The 17,577-nt window shown below is 49.0% G+C and carries 21 protein-coding genes and 1 pseudogene; 3 read left to right on the forward strand and 19 right to left on the reverse strand.

Features of this window, described 5'->3' with window-relative positions; genetic code table 11:
• Positions 1–61 precede the first annotated feature (61 nt).
• Positions 62–2,043, reverse strand: a pseudogene (locus tag INF61_RS13800) (alkyl/aryl-sulfatase).
• A 171-nt stretch (positions 2,044–2,214) separates the two neighbouring features.
• Between INF61_RS13800 and INF61_RS13805 the strand changes: the two are divergent.
• On the forward strand, positions 2,215–2,613 hold the full coding sequence (locus tag INF61_RS13805) for a hypothetical protein (protein ID WP_017382878.1): 399 nt from the start codon (positions 2,215–2,217) through the stop codon (positions 2,611–2,613).
• Between the two features lie 59 nt (positions 2,614–2,672).
• Here INF61_RS13805 and INF61_RS13810 read toward each other — a convergent pair whose 3' ends face one another.
• The 5 genes from INF61_RS13810 to INF61_RS13830 all read right to left on the reverse strand — a co-directional run bounded on the left by INF61_RS13810 (position 2,673) and on the right by INF61_RS13830 (position 6,547).
• Positions 2,673–3,284 (reverse strand): outer membrane beta-barrel protein, encoded by a 612-nt coding sequence (locus INF61_RS13810; RefSeq protein ID WP_045327242.1) that lies wholly within the window; start codon positions 3,282–3,284, stop codon positions 2,673–2,675.
• Positions 3,285–3,384: 100 nt separating this feature from the next.
• Positions 3,385–4,014: a winged helix-turn-helix transcriptional regulator gene (locus INF61_RS13815; RefSeq protein ID WP_015571785.1), complete on the reverse strand. Its 630-nt coding sequence runs from the start codon at positions 4,012–4,014 to the stop codon at positions 3,385–3,387.
• Positions 4,015–4,077: 63 nt separating this feature from the next.
• Entirely contained in the window at positions 4,078–5,253 is a 1,176-nt protein-coding gene (locus tag INF61_RS13820; protein WP_045327243.1) for an OmpP1/FadL family transporter, read from the reverse strand.
• Positions 5,254–5,475: 222 nt separating this feature from the next.
• Positions 5,476–6,144, reverse strand: a complete 669-nt coding sequence (locus INF61_RS13825) for an isochorismatase family protein (RefSeq protein ID WP_023295377.1) — start codon at positions 6,142–6,144, stop codon at positions 5,476–5,478.
• 259 nt (positions 6,145–6,403) lie between these two features.
• The gene (locus INF61_RS13830) at positions 6,404–6,547 is read right to left on the reverse strand and encodes a hypothetical protein (RefSeq protein WP_015571788.1); all 144 of its coding nucleotides are present in this window, start codon (positions 6,545–6,547) and stop codon (positions 6,404–6,406) included.
• Positions 6,548–6,732: 185 nt separating this feature from the next.
• Here INF61_RS13830 and INF61_RS13835 point away from each other — a divergent pair, with 185 nt between their 5' ends.
• Complete coding sequence (locus tag INF61_RS13835) at positions 6,733–7,377, forward strand: LysE family translocator (RefSeq protein WP_063931770.1); 645 nt, start codon at positions 6,733–6,735, stop codon at positions 7,375–7,377.
• A 21-nt stretch (positions 7,378–7,398) separates the two neighbouring features.
• Here the strand turns inward: INF61_RS13835 and INF61_RS13840 are convergent, their stop codons facing one another.
• Both INF61_RS13840 and INF61_RS13845 read right to left on the reverse strand, forming a co-directional pair.
• Complete coding sequence (locus tag INF61_RS13840; protein WP_193547848.1) at positions 7,399–7,755, reverse strand: putative T6SS immunity periplasmic lipoprotein; 357 nt, start codon at positions 7,753–7,755, stop codon at positions 7,399–7,401.
• Between the two features lie 2 nt (positions 7,756–7,757).
• On the reverse strand, positions 7,758–8,300 hold the full coding sequence (locus tag INF61_RS13845) for a type IV secretion protein Rhs (protein ID WP_193547849.1): 543 nt from the start codon (positions 8,298–8,300) through the stop codon (positions 7,758–7,760).
• A 651-nt stretch (positions 8,301–8,951) separates the two neighbouring features.
• On the opposite strand from INF61_RS13845, the gene INF61_RS13850 reads away from it, so the two are divergent.
• Positions 8,952–10,148, forward strand: a complete 1,197-nt coding sequence (locus tag INF61_RS13850; protein WP_137586034.1) for a tyrosine-type recombinase/integrase — start codon at positions 8,952–8,954, stop codon at positions 10,146–10,148.
• 37 nt (positions 10,149–10,185) lie between these two features.
• Here INF61_RS13850 and INF61_RS13855 read toward each other — a convergent pair whose 3' ends face one another.
• From INF61_RS13855 to INF61_RS13900, 11 genes are all read right to left on the reverse strand, one after another.
• Positions 10,186–10,665 carry a type II toxin-antitoxin system YafO family toxin gene (locus tag INF61_RS13855; RefSeq protein ID WP_193547850.1) on the reverse strand — a complete coding sequence of 160 codons (480 nt, stop codon included), beginning with the start codon at positions 10,663–10,665 and terminating at the stop codon, positions 10,186–10,188.
• Positions 10,649–10,804, reverse strand: coding sequence for a hypothetical protein (locus INF61_RS13860; protein ID WP_193547851.1), 156 nt, complete (start codon positions 10,802–10,804; stop codon positions 10,649–10,651). Before INF61_RS13860 ends, INF61_RS13855 begins: the two co-directional genes overlap by 17 nt.
• A gap of 145 nt (positions 10,805–10,949) precedes the next feature.
• Entirely contained in the window at positions 10,950–11,153 is a 204-nt protein-coding gene (locus INF61_RS13865) for a hypothetical protein (protein WP_032639582.1), read from the reverse strand.
• 81 nt (positions 11,154–11,234) lie between these two features.
• On the reverse strand, positions 11,235–11,618 hold the full coding sequence (locus INF61_RS22910; RefSeq protein ID WP_227413493.1) for a hypothetical protein: 384 nt from the start codon (positions 11,616–11,618) through the stop codon (positions 11,235–11,237).
• Positions 11,619–11,676: 58 nt separating this feature from the next.
• The gene (locus tag INF61_RS22915; RefSeq protein ID WP_227413494.1) at positions 11,677–12,270 is read right to left on the reverse strand and encodes a major capsid protein; all 594 of its coding nucleotides are present in this window, start codon (positions 12,268–12,270) and stop codon (positions 11,677–11,679) included.
• Positions 12,271–12,288: 18 nt separating this feature from the next.
• Positions 12,289–12,630, reverse strand: coding sequence for a hypothetical protein (locus INF61_RS13875; protein ID WP_047039314.1), 342 nt, complete (start codon positions 12,628–12,630; stop codon positions 12,289–12,291).
• A gap of 590 nt (positions 12,631–13,220) precedes the next feature.
• Positions 13,221–15,371, reverse strand: a complete 2,151-nt coding sequence (locus tag INF61_RS13880; RefSeq protein ID WP_193547852.1) for a chemotaxis protein — start codon at positions 15,369–15,371, stop codon at positions 13,221–13,223.
• Complete coding sequence (locus tag INF61_RS13885; protein ID WP_193547853.1) at positions 15,371–15,751, reverse strand: hypothetical protein; 381 nt, start codon at positions 15,749–15,751, stop codon at positions 15,371–15,373. The genes INF61_RS13880 and INF61_RS13885 overlap by 1 nt, the downstream gene beginning before the upstream one ends.
• A gap of 164 nt (positions 15,752–15,915) precedes the next feature.
• Positions 15,916–16,389, reverse strand: a complete 474-nt coding sequence (locus tag INF61_RS13890) for a hypothetical protein (protein ID WP_193547854.1) — start codon at positions 16,387–16,389, stop codon at positions 15,916–15,918.
• Between the two features lie 15 nt (positions 16,390–16,404).
• Positions 16,405–17,316 (reverse strand): hypothetical protein, encoded by a 912-nt coding sequence (locus INF61_RS13895; protein WP_193547855.1) that lies wholly within the window; start codon positions 17,314–17,316, stop codon positions 16,405–16,407.
• Positions 17,297–17,494: a hypothetical protein gene (locus INF61_RS13900; protein ID WP_105572468.1), complete on the reverse strand. Its 198-nt coding sequence runs from the start codon at positions 17,492–17,494 to the stop codon at positions 17,297–17,299. The genes INF61_RS13895 and INF61_RS13900 overlap by 20 nt, the downstream gene beginning before the upstream one ends.
• Between the last annotated feature and the right edge of the window lie 83 nt (positions 17,495–17,577).

Below are 17,577 nucleotides of genomic sequence, written 5' to 3' on the forward strand. Positions count from 1 at the left end.
GCCACCCGGCAAATTGTTGCAGGCGAAAGCTAAAGGGCTGCGAAAGCAGCCTTTTTTACGTTTAAGGGGTGACGACAGGAAACCAGAAGCTGAAGCTCTCCATGCAGCGCAGCATTTCGTTTACCTTCGCGGCATTGCCGACGATCGTCACCTCTCCTGCCTGTTGCGCCTTTTTCAACGTGGTCTCTTTGAGGATGATTTTATTCAGCGTTTCGCGGCTGAGCGTGATGGTTGCATCCGGATCTTGTGCCTGAGCGTTGGCGCTATGGTTCAGCACGCCATTCTCCAGCTCCAGCTTGTACCTGCCGCCCTCGCGGCCCAGATCAACGTTAAAAATCCCTCTGGCATTCGCGGCTCTGACGCCGTTAAGGTGAACGCCGAAGTAGTCAAAAATCATCTCAGTCGACATGGCACGGACCGCATCCGGGCTGGCGGTATTGGGCGTCGGCATCCTCTTCACGCCGTTACGCAACGCCTGCGCACCGGTGAGGTAGGCGTTACGCCAGGGTCCTGACTCAGCCTGGTATCCCAGCTGTTCAAACGCGTCCGCTTCCAGTTCGCGCGCCGCCTTATTATTGGGATCGGCAAAAACGACTTTACTCACTACCTGCGCCACCCAGCGGTAATTTCCCCGGGCATAATCAACCCGGGCTTTTTCAAGGATCGCGCGGGCTCCGCCCATGTAATCGACATATTTTTTCGCCGCCTCGACCGGAGGCAGTTCATTGAGCGTCGCCGGATTGCCGTCGAACCAGCCAAGATAGTAGACATAGGTGGCTTTGACATTGTTGCTTACCGAGCCGTAATAGCCACGGCCTGCCCAGGATTTCGCCAGCCCGTAAGGCAGGGCGAAATTAGCGGCTATCTCATCCCTCGTCAGCCCTTTATTCGCCAGCCTCAGCGTCTGGTCGTTGATATAGCGATAGATATCACGCTGGCTTTTCATCAGCTTCACCACTTTCTTATTACCCCATGTGGGCCAGTGGTGCTGCGCGATAATAATTTCCGCTTTATCCCCCAACGATCGAGGGCGTTATTGATGTATTTTGACCATGCCAGCGGATCGTGTATTTTCGCCCCGCGCAGCGAGTAAGTATTGTGCAGAGTGTGAGTGACGTTCTCTGCTGCTTCAATCAGCTTTTTCTCTTCCACATACCAGAGCATTTCAGACGGCGCTTCCGACCCCGGCGCCAGCATAAAATCATAGGTGAGACCGTCGATGATCTCTTTCTGCCCGTCTTTGGTAATGGCGTGGGTGGGCGCGATAAGCGTGACCGTCCCGGCTGAGGTGGTCGTCCCCAGACCCGCCCCTACCTGACCTTTTACATTGGCCTTTAACAGGTTTCCGTAGATATAACTGGCACGGCGGCTCATGGCATTTCCGGCCATGATATTTTCCGATACCGCCTCTTCCATAAAACCTGCTGGAGCATAGACTTTCACTTTGCCGGTTATCACTCCCGCTTCATCGACTACACCACGCACGCCGCCATAATGATCGACATGACTATGGGTATAAATAACGGCAACAACCGGGCGTTTGCCACGATGTTGAACGTAAAGATCCATGCCCGCTTTGGCCGTTTCCGCAGACACCAGCGGATCGATAACCGTGATCCCCTCTTTGCCCTCTATAATCGTCATATTCGACAGATCGAGGTTACGGATCTGGTAGACGCCTTCCGTGACCTCAAACAGACCGCCAATAGTATTCAGCTGCGCCTGACGCCACAGGCTCGGGTTGACGGTATCCGGCGCTTTTTGCCCTTCTTTGATAAAAGCGTATTTCTGGGGGTTCCAGATAACGGCGCCTTTTTCGCCTTTAATCACCGCGGGTGGCAGCGGGACAATAAAGCCTTTGTGCGCATTTCGGAAATCGGTCTTATCAAAGAAGGGCAGTTGACCATAAAGTGCATCATTCATCTCTTTCGTATGGGCAGTGGCTCCCTTCCCTTCCTTTTGTGCCAGGACAGGCAATGAGGTCAACGACACTAATAGCAGACCAGCAACGGCTATCGCACTAACGAGAGTTTTAAATTTCATACTTCCTCGAGGAGTTATATTCACGCTGGCGGTACATGGGGGGAAAGGAGGCTATCACCAGGCTTATCTTTAACCTATGGAAATAACGTTTATAAATAAATTAGTTTATTCTTTCGTCGCTGCGTCCTTAAGGGATAATGCTGAGTCCAGTTATTTCCCCGGAGTGATTCGATGAAGAGCCTGCCGTTCTTTTTCGCTGTATTAACCCTCAGCACATTAACAGCCTGTAGTTCTCCCCAACCAGACAATGTTGAAAAAATTAATCATCTGCAAATTCCACTGGTGTTACCGGGGGAAAAACCGCCGCAGGTACAGATATCGCATATCGCATCTCTTTATCAGGAAAATAAACAGCAGATCGAGACCTTAACGCGCAGCGTAAAATCACAGTATCTACAAGACACCACCGCAAAAGAAATTTTTGTTGCGGACAGTGACGTTCAACGCGTCTATGCCTCGCTGACCAAACTGGAACAGTTAGATATGGTTAATCAGCAATACCTGAAAGATAATAATGTCACGGGCCTGCAAAATATTCATATCATTCTTGAACCGTTATTCACCAGCTGAAAATAAAAAACCCGGCAACATAAGCAGCCGGGTTTTTATTAATGGGCATATCACGGGCATCAGTCGTACTGACCAAAGCGATAGCTAAGCCCTGCGGTGACGGAACTCAGGTCGCTGCTCACGCCGATCTGGTTAACATTGCCCACGTTGCTTACCCACTGATATTCCAGGCGGCCCGCCCAGTTTTTATTGAAAGCGTATTCAGTACCCACGGCTGCAAGCGGGCGCACACCGGTTTCAAAACGATTGTGACCACTTACATCGGATTCAGCGCGATAGCCCATTGCGCCGGCACGGCCGTAAATATCCCAGTCACTGGACAGGGCATAACTGGCCTTCAGAGACATTTGCAGCCCCTGCGTCTTCATTTGCGCCCCGGCGCCATGCTGACCTTTAATCTGCATGTTACCTAAATAATCATAACCACCTTCTACCGCAAGCCATGGGGTAATCTGATAACCCGTATAAACACCCCCGCCGACATTATCATGGTTAAAATCGAAGTGATCGGAATGCGTGTTCTCAAACGCTTTTGAACCCATATTGGTATCAAAATAGTGAGACCAGCCGAATTTCGCCCCGCTATACCAGGTGCCCGCATCAGCGGCGGCGAACGCGGAAGTGGCGGTAAATGCATTAGCCATAATCAATGCGATAACTGTCTTTTTCATAAATATACCGTTTACTTGATAATGTTAAATCTGAGAAAGCAAACGATATAGAAAATTAACGGTAGCGTTAATTGCATTTCTGTTTAATTTTAAACTTCCGCTAGAATGACTCGGGTAAATGTCTGACCTCAAGCAGATATCCACCGCGCTTAAAGGCGATATATTCCCCCTGCTTAAGGGCAGATAATACATTGAGTATACTGCTGCGAGAGAGCAGCGTACGATCCTGGATATATTCCAGAATCGTGGTACGCAAACGCGTCTCTTCCGGGAGCAAAATCATTTCCTGAAGGTGGTTACGAATAACGGAATAGGTACGCTGCTGGAGTACCTGGGCATCACGGAATATTAAATAGGCCGTATGGTATGAGAGCAGCGCGGCGACATCCTCCCAGACGCCCTCGGCACGAAACAACTCAGCCGCCTTGTCCGCATCGAGACGTAAAATAGTCGACTCTCTTTCAGCACGGAGAAGGTGCCCCTGCGTAGGCTGGATCATCTCTGCAATACCAAACAAATGCGGCTCGTAAACGGTCACTACCACCAGTCCATCCGAAGCCCGCAGCAGGGACAGCTCTCCTTCCAGAAAGAGGTACATCTGCTGTTTCCCCTTCCGTAACCAGGTGAGTCGCTTACGCGGAACAACGTGCACTTTCTCCGCTATCGGCTCAAGGATGGCAGTCAGTCTTTCGATGGATTTTTCGGGTCGAACAGGCGGTAAAATATGCATGGTACAACCTTCTGACATTCAATATCTGCCATTATAGACCATATATTTTAAGCGGTTAGCCGATCAAAACTGATAGCTGTAGTTGACGCTGGCAAACCAAAGATAAGGATGATCGTAACTTCCGGCAAACGCCGTCGGGGATTTCACGTGCGACGACTGCATATGAAGATACGACACGGCAATACCAATATTGCTGGCCGGGGTGATCTGATACTGGGCTCCCGTGCCAAATCGCCACTCATCCCCGGTGGGTAAAGTTAAGGCCACATCACTCTGACTCTCATACGGAGAGCTGTCGAACGCCACACCGGTATTCAGTCGCCACTGAGGTGTTGGACGATACTGCACGCCCACCGCGCCGTGCCACGTATCCTTCATGCGGCTGACGTTGTTCAGTTGCCGATCCCCAACGACGATTTGCGGGGCACCGAACTGGCTCCAGTCCTGCCAGCCGAGATCGCCCATAACCGACCACCGAGGGTTAATATCATGCACAAAACTGAGCATGATTTGCTGCGGCGCGCTGATTTGTGCCGACACCGGGAGGTCGTAGGCACCATTCTGTACTCGAGCTTTGCCGTTAACAGAGTAGCGATAGTTCGTCTCGCTGTTCCATGTAATACCGGCTCGCGTCTGGTCGGTCAGTTGCATGAGTAGCCCAAGCCGATAGCTCATGGCCCAGTCCTCATCATGCTGCCGATAGTCATCATCATTAACGTTGCGGGTCAGCGAGAAATAACCGTAATTAACGTTGGCGGACGCCCCTATTGAGAGTCGGTCGTTGAGCTTGTATGCCAGTGACGGACTGAGCGTCATTGCAACCAGGGTACTCTTTTTAATCAGCCTGTCGCCAGCCCAGCTACCGTAATCGATCCCCAGACCGTAATTACCGTAAAGCCCGATCCCGGCATAAAGATCATCGTTTATCTTCTGGCTATAAAAGGCGCTGGCATTCGGGATGGTTTTCATCACGTCGCCGGGGCTTTGATGGGCATGGTTATCCAGCTGGTTGTCGATGGAGCCATCCATAACCTGTAACCCACCGGTGACCATATGATCCGGCAGGCGCGTCATGCCAGCAGGGTTGGTCATGATTGTCGAGGCGTCCTGCGCACGAGCCGCCTGCCCTGCTCCGGCAAGCGCGGTATCTTCGGTGCCGGCTTCATAAAAATAGAGGGCGCTGGCATGGGCACTGGAGGCGGCAAATAAGCCCGCGCACAGGAGGAGTCGTGTTTTCATCTGCGATCCGGGAAATAAAAAATTTGCCGACAGATATAACAGGGGCGCCTGATGACGTAAAAAGGAAGAGGGTTTAATTTTAAATTATGCGTGGTTCAGCCCCTCTTAATATCTCTGACAATTCAGCGACGTCCGGAATACGACGCCGCTACGTCCTGCACCTGTAATACGCTCAGGTACAGGACGATAAAATCCAGGAATTTTGTTCAGGTTTATCCGGCCTTACTTATAATGCTCCAGATTGGTTTCCGGGCCCGTTCTGGCAATTTCCTGAGCTTTGCCGAAACTTTCAATCAGGCACTTATATTCCGGACAGACATGCTCTGCCAGGATCTCAGCAAAGCGAGAACCTTCCGCGCGGTTCCAGGTTCTCATTAATTCAGCGACAATGGCAAACGTATCGGTAGGGATCGCCCCCGCCTGAGCCACGCGCGCGATGGTGGTATCGGTCGCGATTTTGGACCAGTTCCCCGAGGCATCCACAACACAGTAAACCTTATACCCCTCCTGGACAGCGCTAACCGCAGGGAACGCCATGCAGACGCTGGTGAGCGTGCCGGCAATAATCAGGGTCTTTCTGCCCGTCTTTTCCACTTCCTTCACAAACGCCGGATTATCCCAGGTATTAATCTGCCCGGTGCGTGGAACATACACGGCATGGGGTGCATATTTGTGAATTTCCGGGATGAGCGGGCCATTGGGACCGTCAGGAACAGAGGCCGTGGTGATCACCGGGATATTTAAAAGCGTGGCAACTTTGGCTATCGCTGTCACATAATTACGAAGGTCTGGTACAGGCACATCACGTACCGTGTTAAATAAGCCACTCTGATGGTCGATGAGTAAAATTACAGCGTCATCAGTATCAATCATACCGTTTGTAGCAGCCATATTTCTTTCCTCATGATTTCTTTTACATTGCCGTCAACTCTCCCGGCTCCGCGATTTTACATGCACATGGTCAGGGTATAATGCATTGATAAATCATAATGAATAGTAGTCCGATCCGGTCTGAATACCGCATCATTTCAGGACAATTTCTGGCACGGTACGCTGAGCCATCGACGCTGACGGAAAGCCCTCGTGAGGAGAAGAGATCTTTACAATGCCGTTATGCGGCCATTCGTATTCGTTCGGCTGAAGGCAAGCGTTACTCACTACTGGGATCGCCCTTATCCTCCCGCATGGATTCGATAAACTCCCGTTGCTCCTCTGTGAGTTCAAGCTCATCCAGCAAGCGATCTAACTCTTCTTCAGGTGATTCCTTTTGGTTCTTTCTCTTCCCGGTAGCCATACTCACCCTTGAGTTATTAGGATTAATCTCAGGGTATCCAGGGTACAGGAAATGTGCAACTTAGCGTGTTATGCCATGGGTGATTCGTCGTTTAGCAGAAGAAGATTAAAAGCATAGCAAATCACCCTTTACGCATAAAAATTCAGTGTTAGCATGGAGGTGCTTAATTTTTTCCGGAGATAGCTATGCTGGACATAACTCATTTTGGGCTTTTCGCCCTGTCTGTATTTCTCCTTTCCGTTACACCTGGGCCTGATATAGCCTACGTGGTAGGTCAAAGCGTGGTTAATGGAAGACGAGCGGGAATTATCTCTGCCGCTGGAGTAGCATTAGGTAGTTGCACACATGCAATTGCAAGCGCTGTGGGATTAACCGCGTTGATAACAGCATCTCCGATGATGTTCACCATCATTAAGTCTCTCGGTGCGGCTTATCTGATGTATCTCGGTAGTAAGATGATTTGGGGAACGCTGACAAAGCAAACCACTAATCACAACGAAGCTGAACGCGTTAAGGCAAAAGCAACTCTGACGAGTCTACTTACTAAAGGTTTCATAACTACCTTAACCAACCCGAAGGTACTGTTATTCTTCATCTCCTTTTTCCCTCAATTCGTTGCGCCTGGAAGCGAGCACCAGACAGCTTCTTTTCTACTCCTGGGTATGACCTACGCATTGATCGCTTTTATGACTGATTTAACGTTCGCCGTACTTGCAGGTAGTGCAGCTGGAACCGTTTCGCAAAACAGAAGGTTGCAGAAAATACTGGATAGAATTGTTGGTGTAACATTCATTGGATTAGGGCTCAGGTTGGCGTTTACACGCCGTTAAGAATATGGGGCGTTCAGCCCCTTATTCTTTGGGATAAGAAAATTCAGCAGTGACTAAATGTGACCCTGATTTATCAGATTGGACGTCATACGCGAAGTTATACCGCTCTCCAGGTGCAAACTTAAATCCGAACACAGGAAGACACCCGCCCTTTTGAACATACACGGGCTTGTCATCAAAAATCTTGTGAAGAGAGTCGCTATTATCACTGTTGATTTGGATAGCAGTGATCCGTTCCTGTGGCTCCAGTGGTGACACCACACAAACTTGATTATCTTTGATAAATGCCGTTGTAGATTCACGATCTACCATTCGATCACCAGGCCCAGGGCATCCCGTCAAGAGGAATACAACACCCAGCAACATTTTGTTCTTCATGTTTAACACCCCTTCCCTGTTACGATTTTTTGGTAAAGCGAAGGGACATCCTGCAACTTATCTACGCCTCTGTACATCCCCATGCGCCCAGGCCTTTGATAATAAGACCACTTACTAATCCCATAAACCAGCAGTAACCAGTAATCAGCTAAAATAGAGGCTTGCTGCTCAAGAGAGTAATCAGTGAGCTTTTCTTTATCCAGCCTGTAGGTATATTCAGCAGCCCAGCTAAACGCACCCCGCATTCTCACCCATTGCCCGTGTTGGTGTTGCCAGACATGCCCCAATTCATGGATGAAAACATATTTATCTTCAACAAAAACCGAGTTTGCGGAAAAGTCTTCCCTGTACATCTGTTTTCTGTACCACAACTCCCCGTTGGGAGTCATCGCGTAGCTCTGTTTCTGGAGGCCGAACGGTAAATAGCTGTCGCAATGAATCCAGACACGGCTATACACTATCGAATCACCGAACACTCTGCGAGCCATTGCAATCTCGCCTAAGGTCATCCGGCGCAATGTTCCTTCCTCTGCATATGCGCTCATAAACTATCCTCCTTGTATGATTTATCTACATCGTAAAATCATAAGTCGAAATAGTCTATACGCGAACATTAGCCATTTATTAAACACAGTGACGGTGCAAACACTACTCCCCGTTGGTGATACAGCAACAAGCGGAGCCGTTAGGCGACAACATCAGACCGTCAGAGGGATCACACCTTATCAGGATAACCGTGTACCCTTGCGGGAGCGTGGCTGAAACGTTAATAAAGCCTACAGGTCGTTTGTAGTTATGGTTATTACGTGGCTCATAAGGCGCACATCGGGCTTAAATGCGTCTGAGCAATCTGTCGATGACATAACAATACCAGTGTGGCTTTTTCTTCACGTTTTGCTATCGCGGTGTGAGGATGCAACTGACACCAACGCTGAGTTATCTTGTCTTCTCACCATGTAACTTAGCGTGACAGTTACCAAGGGCGGATCACGATGGCATAACTCATAGGCGGCTAAAACAGATAATTATTTAAGCTGCTGATAGAGAATGATTTTAAGGCGTTCGTACGAGGGGAGAGATCTGGAGCGGGCGAAGGGAATCGAACCCTCGTATAGAGCTTGGGAAGCTCTCGTTACTCCATCCCGACATTGTACATATGGCTGTACCTGATGGCGTGATTTTAGAGGATCGAAATCATGTCTATCAAGAACAATCAGTATCTTTTTCAAAGTCATTCGGGCGTATGGATCTTTCAGGTCTTTGTACCTGCATATATGCGTCACCTGTTCGACAATAAACGGGCATGGCGAAAATCCACAGGGACAAAGGACATACTTAAGGCTCGCCACTTCAGAAATCACATGTTGATTGAGTTCAACAACCTGAAAGCCCTGTTGAATCCTGATCGCGAAGACATTCGCATCCAGAATGCGATCAGCACTCTCCATACCACAATCAAACAGGCCAAGAGTGCACCTGTAGCAATCTCCCCTATCCCAACGTTGGCAGTCATCCGTGATGAATACATGACGGTCTACAGTGAGCGCCGGGCATTTTCCACACTCAGCAAATCAGCCCGAGCGGTGGAAGTGTTTCTCCAGAGTATCGGTAAAGTTGATATTAGTCTGAACAAGATAGGACGCAGAACGGTTACAGACTTCATCGAAGACCAACAGAAAAAGGCAGCTCCGCAGACCGTGCAAAACTGGTTAACCTCTTTGGGGAGTCTGTACGAGTTCGCCAAACGCCGCTACGACGCGATACCAGACAGTAACCCGTTTCACGGTCATAACCTCGAAGCACGTCGCACGATAGAAAGTTATCAGCCGTTTGAACCTGAACAATTGCAAACACTTGTCAGAGAAGCGGATGACGTTCTACGCGATGTCATACTGATTGGGCTGTATTCAGGAATGCGACTTGATGAGATCGCCAGCATCAAGCGGGATGAAATTGTAATGTTGGAGGGTGTCAGATGTTTCTTTGTCAGCAAGTCCAAGACTGTAGCCGGGGTGCGGTATGTTCCGATCCACTCGCTGCTGATGGGGATTGTTGATAAGCATCTGGCAAATAACAGCGGTGAATATCTTCTGGCTCAGTCTAATAACATCATTCGGAAGGATGGTAAGCGGGGTCCGTGGTACAGCCAAAAGTTTACCCGGCTACGTGACAGCACATTGCCAACCGCTACAGATCGGCAATGTTTCCACAGCTTACGGGGAATGTTCATCACCTGCTTAGACCGTGCAGGGGTGCCAGAACAACGTATCGGGGCCATAACCGGACACACCGAACAGAAAGCGAAAACCGAAGCATTCAGAACCTACAGCAAAGGCGCGGGGATGAAGGAACTATCAGAGTATGTGGAGTTAGTGAGTTACGAGGGATTATAAAACGCAGATACAAAAAAGCCGGGGGCTACCCGGCTCTCTAGGCTGCGATTTCTTTTATAGATAAACGATAGGCTTTAGCGTCAGCAATCCACATTTGAATCGCTTCTTGATTATCCCAATTCGCGTGCGCTTCATCATCAATAAAGTCGACGACAAAGTAATAGCGAACCAAGTTATGGACAAAGTATGAATATATAATGTAACTGTTGCTAGTACACTTCCACTGGATGAGAGGATCACCAGCATCATCTTCCCAAATGCTGTCTTCTTGACGCACATGGAGATGGCTTAGCCCTTCTTGCCTTTGATAGAAAGGGCTTGTCTCGTCAACATTTGCCCTGTCGCGTCCAAACAATCCGGAGATTGAAGCATAGCTTTGTTGCATCTTGTTACTTGGGCGGGGTTGTTCTGAGTCGTCGCTTTTGCGCTTGTAATCTTCAAACTCTTGATAAAAAGGCAAAAAATCGCCGTCATTGGCGAGTTTTTCACAACATTTTACATCAATTGCAAGCGGCATGAACTTTGCTAAACTCCGCTAAGCGAGCATCAGTTTTTTCAGAGCTATTACGAGCAACATCTCTTGTGGTCTTAACAAGAGCGAGCATTGCAGCCCTGTCCATACCAGTAGATACGGGTCTTACTTTTGCTTTTGTCATTTTGTACCTCCTGCTTTCTGGTACGTGTCTTTGCAACTTATTTGTTTATGAGCACAGATTAAGCAACCCACGCCAGAGTGTCAAGTAAATGCGCGAAAAACAAACACAATGATTCTTTTGACAACAAAAATCAACATATTGATTATTAACAATTTTTATTCTTTCTTAACTTCAACAGGGCTTCACTGATTGCCTTCTCAAGCCCGTATTGCTCAACGTCCATCATGAACGAAGAGCGCGGAACCTTCAGGAACCGACACACAGCGCTAACGTTCAGAAAATCTAAAACGCGCTCGTCTGCGACAGTCAGCAATGGGAAACCGTTATTCGTCTGGAATTGAATTTTCATAGTAATCACCTCTTCTTTGCCTCGCCTTTTCAGGCCATTCTTCACGGCGGGGCCAATTGGTCAGCCCCAAAATCCGCTGTGTTACGCTGCGTCGTTCGTCAGTTTTGTAACGAAATCCGGACGGTACACAACAGGCAAGATGGAACTTTCCGCGAATAGCTCCACGTTCTTAAACTTGTCCTGTACGCTCCAGATACGGAAATCAACCGGATCAGCAAATGCCAGATCAAGATTGCGGCTGGTAGCCGTTGCTACATAACCGAAAGGTAGAGCAATATCAGAGGACAGTGGGCGGCTGAAACGTGGAACCAGGAAGGATTCATCCGGACCAATTCCGTAAAGTGCCTGATCCGTGACCTCCACTACTCGAACATTTTCAATGATGAATGTTGAGAATGCCGGAAGCACTTCTTTATTAAACAGAACATCACGATCAAGCACACCGAACTGAACATTCTGGCGCACGTCTGGGTGATACTTAATGCCACGATAAACATTGCTACCTGCAAACAGGATAAAGCCGTCAAGCTGACCAGCAAGGCCCCCCCATGCGCACTTTAGCAGCGGTTACAGCATCATCGAGGCTGCGAAGTGGGTCACCAGCGCTAACGCTGGTTTTGATCGTTCCGGTTGCCTGTTGGTATCCAAATTCATCTTCCCAGGAAATGATCGGCTGCTGGGTGTAGGTCGCTTCGACGGTATTACGAAAAAGCGCATCAGCAAAAATCCGCTCACGGGTACGCATGTACTTATCGTGCATTGCGACAGCAGAAGAAGTGACCGCATCCATTACAGACATTTGCAGGTCGGAACCTGGTTTGCGGTATGGTTGCACGTCTGCCGCTGTAATACGGTCCTGATAAGCATAAAGCGGAGCTTCGATCAGGTGATTGCTAGAGCTACGCTTAGGAATGCTGGACCACTCTGAGCCGTAACGGTTTACAGAGCTTGCCACCTTCTGGGCGACTTCATCAATGATATCAAGGCTCACCTTTGGACTAGCCGAAGTCTGTCGATCATTGAAAACATTAAGCGTGGACAGCAAAGTGTTCTTTGCATCCATGTTAATAAAAGTATTGGTGTAATCCGCGTAGCTGAAATTGGTTGATAGTCCCATGTTGTCTTCTCCTTATTATTATTCTGCGTCCGGTGCGCTAGTACGGATTGCGCCCGTTTTGGTGAGTGCGGCAATAGCATTAGCGCCAGCGGTAGCGCCCATAACAGCGGTGATGGTGTCTTGTTTGATGTAAATCCCGCGATCAGCAACGATGATATGAGCAGCATCTTCCGCCCTGTGGTGGCTCAGGACCAGCAGGCAGTCATCACCAGAGACATAAGCAGCTCCAGTGCTGGTAATGCAACTACCCGGCTGGACTTCTACAGCTAGATCGACAGTAATAGTCTTGCGGTCAAAATTCGGATCGGCTGCATACGCGATCACGTCATTGTAAGAGCGCTCAAGGCTTCCCATTTTCATATAATTAACTCCCGTTAAATTTCACATAGCTATGTAAACAAAAGGCCAGCGCCTGCTTGAGCCGTAAACGGCGACAGGGCCAGCCTTTCGAATTGTTCCGATGAAAAAAGTGACCGGACGGAAAGAGGTCCGGTGTGGATTTCACTGGTAGGAATAAGGAGGCGGCAACGCTCCAAAGAATGGGTAAGGAAGCCCAAAAACGTTGCCACCTGATGCCGTTAGTGTCCGGCTGACAGCCTGTCGAGGAGGACAGGACTTTTGGCAAATCCACCTTGGGTGGAAATCTTTTCTGGAGTACACCCAGCGGCTATGGCGTAGCCTTTCTGTGAGAGTGCAGGTCATTGGATGTACTTTAGAAAAGAGGCTCTGAACGGTGTCACAGAGCCTGCTTTATATTTCGTAAGGAGAAGGAATGACAACGGCTGTTGTACGCACATACAATTCAAATCATCACCCTATGCAATTATTTTATCACGAATAATTATCATTTACAACAAATTTCACGAGAGCTCTTTGATTTATCGCTAAATTTGATACATGCGCATTGCGGTGTTGAGATAGGGGCGACGAATTCGCCGCCCTCTGTTTCATCATTGAGCAATACCAAGGATCATGTTGTTCTGTGCCTGCTCATAGCTCCTCAGCTTTGTATCAATCAGACCATTAATCGCACCATCATTAACGTTAACATCAAGCGGTGAGAGTTTAATCTCAGCCTGTCCGGTCACACTGACAGGGATCGGTTGTCGCTGCGTCATGCTATCAATTGTCGGAACCGTGAATGTTGGTTTCTGGGGTGTCAGATAGTTCAGGCCAGGAACATTCAACGCTAGCGCTGGATCGTAATACGCCGTGCCTGAGCCGATATTGCTCGGAGCGGAACTATCCAGCCACGGGTAAATCTGCTTAAGCGTTTGACCGATGCTACGTGGATCAAATCCTGTCTTTTCCTTAATCCAATCGGCGGTGCTATTTGCAGAGTCATCCACAACGGTGTTGTAGACTGCATCCGGCAGTGTTGCACCCTCGTTGACACGTTGGCCCACCCTTCCGGCAAATGACAACATATCAGCAGTCGCTTGGCCTATGGCTTTCCCAAAACTATCCATAATAGGAACGAGGCCCGCCATACCTTTACTTAGGTTGTCGGTATTGGTTGCGTATTCTCCAAGGCCAGATGTGAAACCGCTGGAAAAAATATCACTCAACGAATTACTGATCCTGGAATATTCAACAGAGAGAGCACCCAAACGGTTTAACTGTTCCTGCTGCGCGTCTGACAGGGCGTAACCATTACGGGCGAGGTCATCCATGCGTTTCTGAACAGCATCACCACCATCAGCAAAGGCGGGTAAAACCTTGCTCGCGTCGTTGATACTCTCGCCGAATGCAGCTAATTCTTTATCGGAAAATCTGAACGTTTTTTGGAGATCTTTGAGGTACACAAGGAACGTATTGAAATCGAGCCGGTCCAGTTCCTTAACAACGCGCTTCGCCGTCGCTGCATTGGATTTGCCATCGATGGCATTGATAAGGTCGCCTAGTTCACCACCACCGGACAACGTCGCCTTGCCGCTCTTGTCGGTCTTCCAGACTCCGTTAGCCGTTAACTGGCCCACCTTATCTCTAAAGTCGGCTTGGAAATCCAGCATCTTGTCAGGCGAGACATTAAAGCCGGTTTTGTTAGCGACAACATCACGCACGGCTTCATATTCCAGACGTGAAATACCCTGCGACTGTAGAGCCTTCATCTGTTGGTTGCGTTCTAAACTCCCTTGTAAGGTCTGACCAACACGAGCAACACCCATTGAGCCAATCAGGGCACCACCTGCAATTACACCAGTGGCAGCAAGGCCACCATAACCACGTTCGCTACGTTCACGGGTCAGACGTTGAGCATTGATGCGCCCTGCTCGCTCGGCTTTCGCTTTATCTTTAACAATCTGGCGGTTAATACGCGCCTGGCGTCTGGTTTCCAGAGTCGCTTTAGCAAGTTCATGGCGCATTTCTGCGATGGTATAACGCTGCTCGGCGTACCCCTTAGTGGCCTCTTTAATGGCCTGCACCGCTTTCATTTTGTCAGCCAGGGATGCAGCTTCGATATGGCTGATCGTCAAGCTTGCCCTGCGGAGTGTATCGTGAGCGGTGATTTGTCGTTTAAAAGCCGCCTCTTTCTCACGCTGGCGCTTCTCCTCCAGGGCCATCGCCTTTTTGGTGGCTGCGATGTCAGCAGCAACAGCGCCGTGACCACGGTTCATTGCGTCAGTCTGACGGGAAACAAGACCAGGATCGTAATGTTGACCGCCCAAGTTTGGGTTGTAGATCATCGCTCGTGATCTGGCTGCGGCCTGCACTTTTGCAGATATTGCTGCTAAACGGGCATTTTGACGTGCTGCCTGTTCCTGTTGGGATAACTGGCGAGCCTGTAATGAGGTCATTTTATTGGCATGAGCAACTGCATCCCGTTCCATTTTGGCTTGAATCTGAGCTTGTTTCTGCTGCTGTTTTGACAGTTGTTCAGCCTGGCGTAGCTTCGCTGTCTGGGCTTTCGCTGCGGCTAGTGCTGATTTGCCTTCACTCTTAGCGGTCCGCTTCTGGGCCTTCTCAAGCGCTTTAGCTGGTTTCTCATGAGCAGCCTTAAGCGAAATTATCTTCTTTTTGGCTTTTTGATATGAGGCATCGTCTGTGATCCAGGAGATTTCATTAACGGTGCTGGTAACAATCTTATTGGTCCCACTCATTACACCCCCTGCTGCTTGATGATATTGCCGTATCGACTAGGATCGGATTTTGCGAGTGCAGCAGCCGCTGCTTTAGCTTTCGCCAGCATTTCAGGATCGATGTGGTCAGCGGTATGTGAGACAACCGGACGGCTATCAGCACCCAAAGATTTTTTAATCTGTTGTTCAGCACCAAAGGTGTCTCGCATTGGTGAGAGGGCTTCGCCCCGTTTATCCGTGGGGGTGTCAGACGAGGCTGATTTGAGCAACTCCGGATGTTGATCCAGAAAGTTGTCGGTGACGCTCTTCAGATTGTCCCGCGCCTTTTGGAGTTCGTATTCCTCCGGTGTCATGCCGTGCATGGCGGCAAACAGAGCATTTTTAATGCAGTTCAATGTCATTTTTATGGTGTCTCCAAAGTAGGATCAGCCCATCACGGACGCAGCGATACGCCAGCCAGACAACGGGCAGGTAAGAAAGGATTGCTTCAAAGTTCATTGGCTCCCGATGTGGGATTATTTGGATTGGCGATCCGGTCACAAAGTGATGAACGTTAACGCTCACCCTAACGGGCCTTACGCTTAGTGCGCTTCTTCTTCACTGTCGGCAGCTTGCAGATATTCGCGAACACGTCTGGGTAGTAACCCAACATTTCAGCGTCAGTGATCCCGGCGTTATGCAGGTAATATCTCAGGCTGACGTATGACAGACCATCGCAACGCTTGCGGATCTGTTCCGGGTGCATCCGATGTGACCACATTTCACAGACAAATTCTGTCCGGGCTGTCGGTGTCATCATCGCCCAGGTCACCGCTTGTTTTTGACGTGCGAGCCGCCAGACTTCAGCGAACGGCAGATCTAGGGTATTTGCGACAATATGCGGTGAAAATCCACGATTAAGCAATAAACGTGCTTTGCGTTGTGTTTCCGGATCGGAAAGTTTGGATCGGGATTTATATGTCGGTTTCTCCAGAATGGAGAACAGGCGGGATAGCTGGATTTCTTCTTCGGCGCTCAGGCCGTTGGCAACATCACACAATTATTCCTCCAATTGCTAAAACGGTTCGTGATCATTAAATTCAAGCTGCTCATCCTCTTGCTGCTGCGGGGTATTAGTAGCCTGTTTCGCTTCGGTTGCTCTTCGCGCCTGCTGCTGTTTGTAATAAGCATCAGGACCGGATGAAGTATCGTTAGCGGCAGACCTCGATCCTTTGTATCCATCGCTCTGGATGATTCTGATATGGCTCTTTATCAGATCTGTTATCGCACCAGGTTTTGCTATCCCCCACATCGCACCATAGGCCATAAATCCTTCATCGTCGTAACCTTCTACCCAGTTGTTGAGGGTATCAAGATCGGCATAGTACCGTTCGTTCACCGCATCATTAGCGGAAACATCATCATGCCGATCGCTATGAATGTCAGGTACACCGTCTCGTTGTTCAGCATTGCCCTGATCAGATTCGTCATCGCCTTTTTTCTCCTCGTTTTTTGGCTGTGCTGTTTTTTTCTTTTTAGGCGTTCCGCGCGGCTTCTTCTTCTCCAACTCACGGATGAGCATCCCTTCAGCAAGTGGCCCGCCACTCATCTTCTCTGGACCATAGAAAATGAGGTTATCCGCGATCTTCTCCAAGGGGATCACAGTGTGGTGATAACGGTCGTATCCATAATCCTTTTGTTTTTGTTTCACTGAGTTGACAAGGCCGATGGCGTTCAGCACATCTATAAATTTTTTAACGGTGCGTCGATCCATTCCATGAAAATGGAGGCCTATACTCTCGAGGGATTCGAAAAACTCCAGTTTTTTATTGCTATAGCTCTCGTACTGATCACGCATGTACCCGTAAATACCTGCTATCTCTTTGAAACTTTTGATTTCTTCCCCAGTATCCAGGCGCACAATATGCGTTGCGAACTGAAGACGTTTAAAATTTGTGAAATAAAACTCAGTATCGTTTGTACTCATTCGTTTCTCCGTTAGGTTTCGCCTTGCTGGCTAATGCTGGTTTGATGTCTGGTATGTTGTCGAAAATGTTTGCGGCCTTCTCCAAAATCTCGTTGCAGAGCCGCGCGAGTGGCTTATCTTGACGGATGGCCTCAGCCAGTAGAGCTTGATAAACGTGCTGCTGGAATTTGATATTCATGCAAGTTGTCCTCCTCGATTTGGGTACAAAAGAAACCTCGCCAGTGGTCGCCCAGAAGGCGAACCGGCTCATGTTTTGTTCAG

The sequence above is a fragment of the Enterobacter cloacae complex sp. P18RS genome (assembly GCF_014982105.1).
Taxonomy (GTDB): domain Bacteria; phylum Pseudomonadota; class Gammaproteobacteria; order Enterobacterales; family Enterobacteriaceae; genus Enterobacter; species Enterobacter hormaechei_C.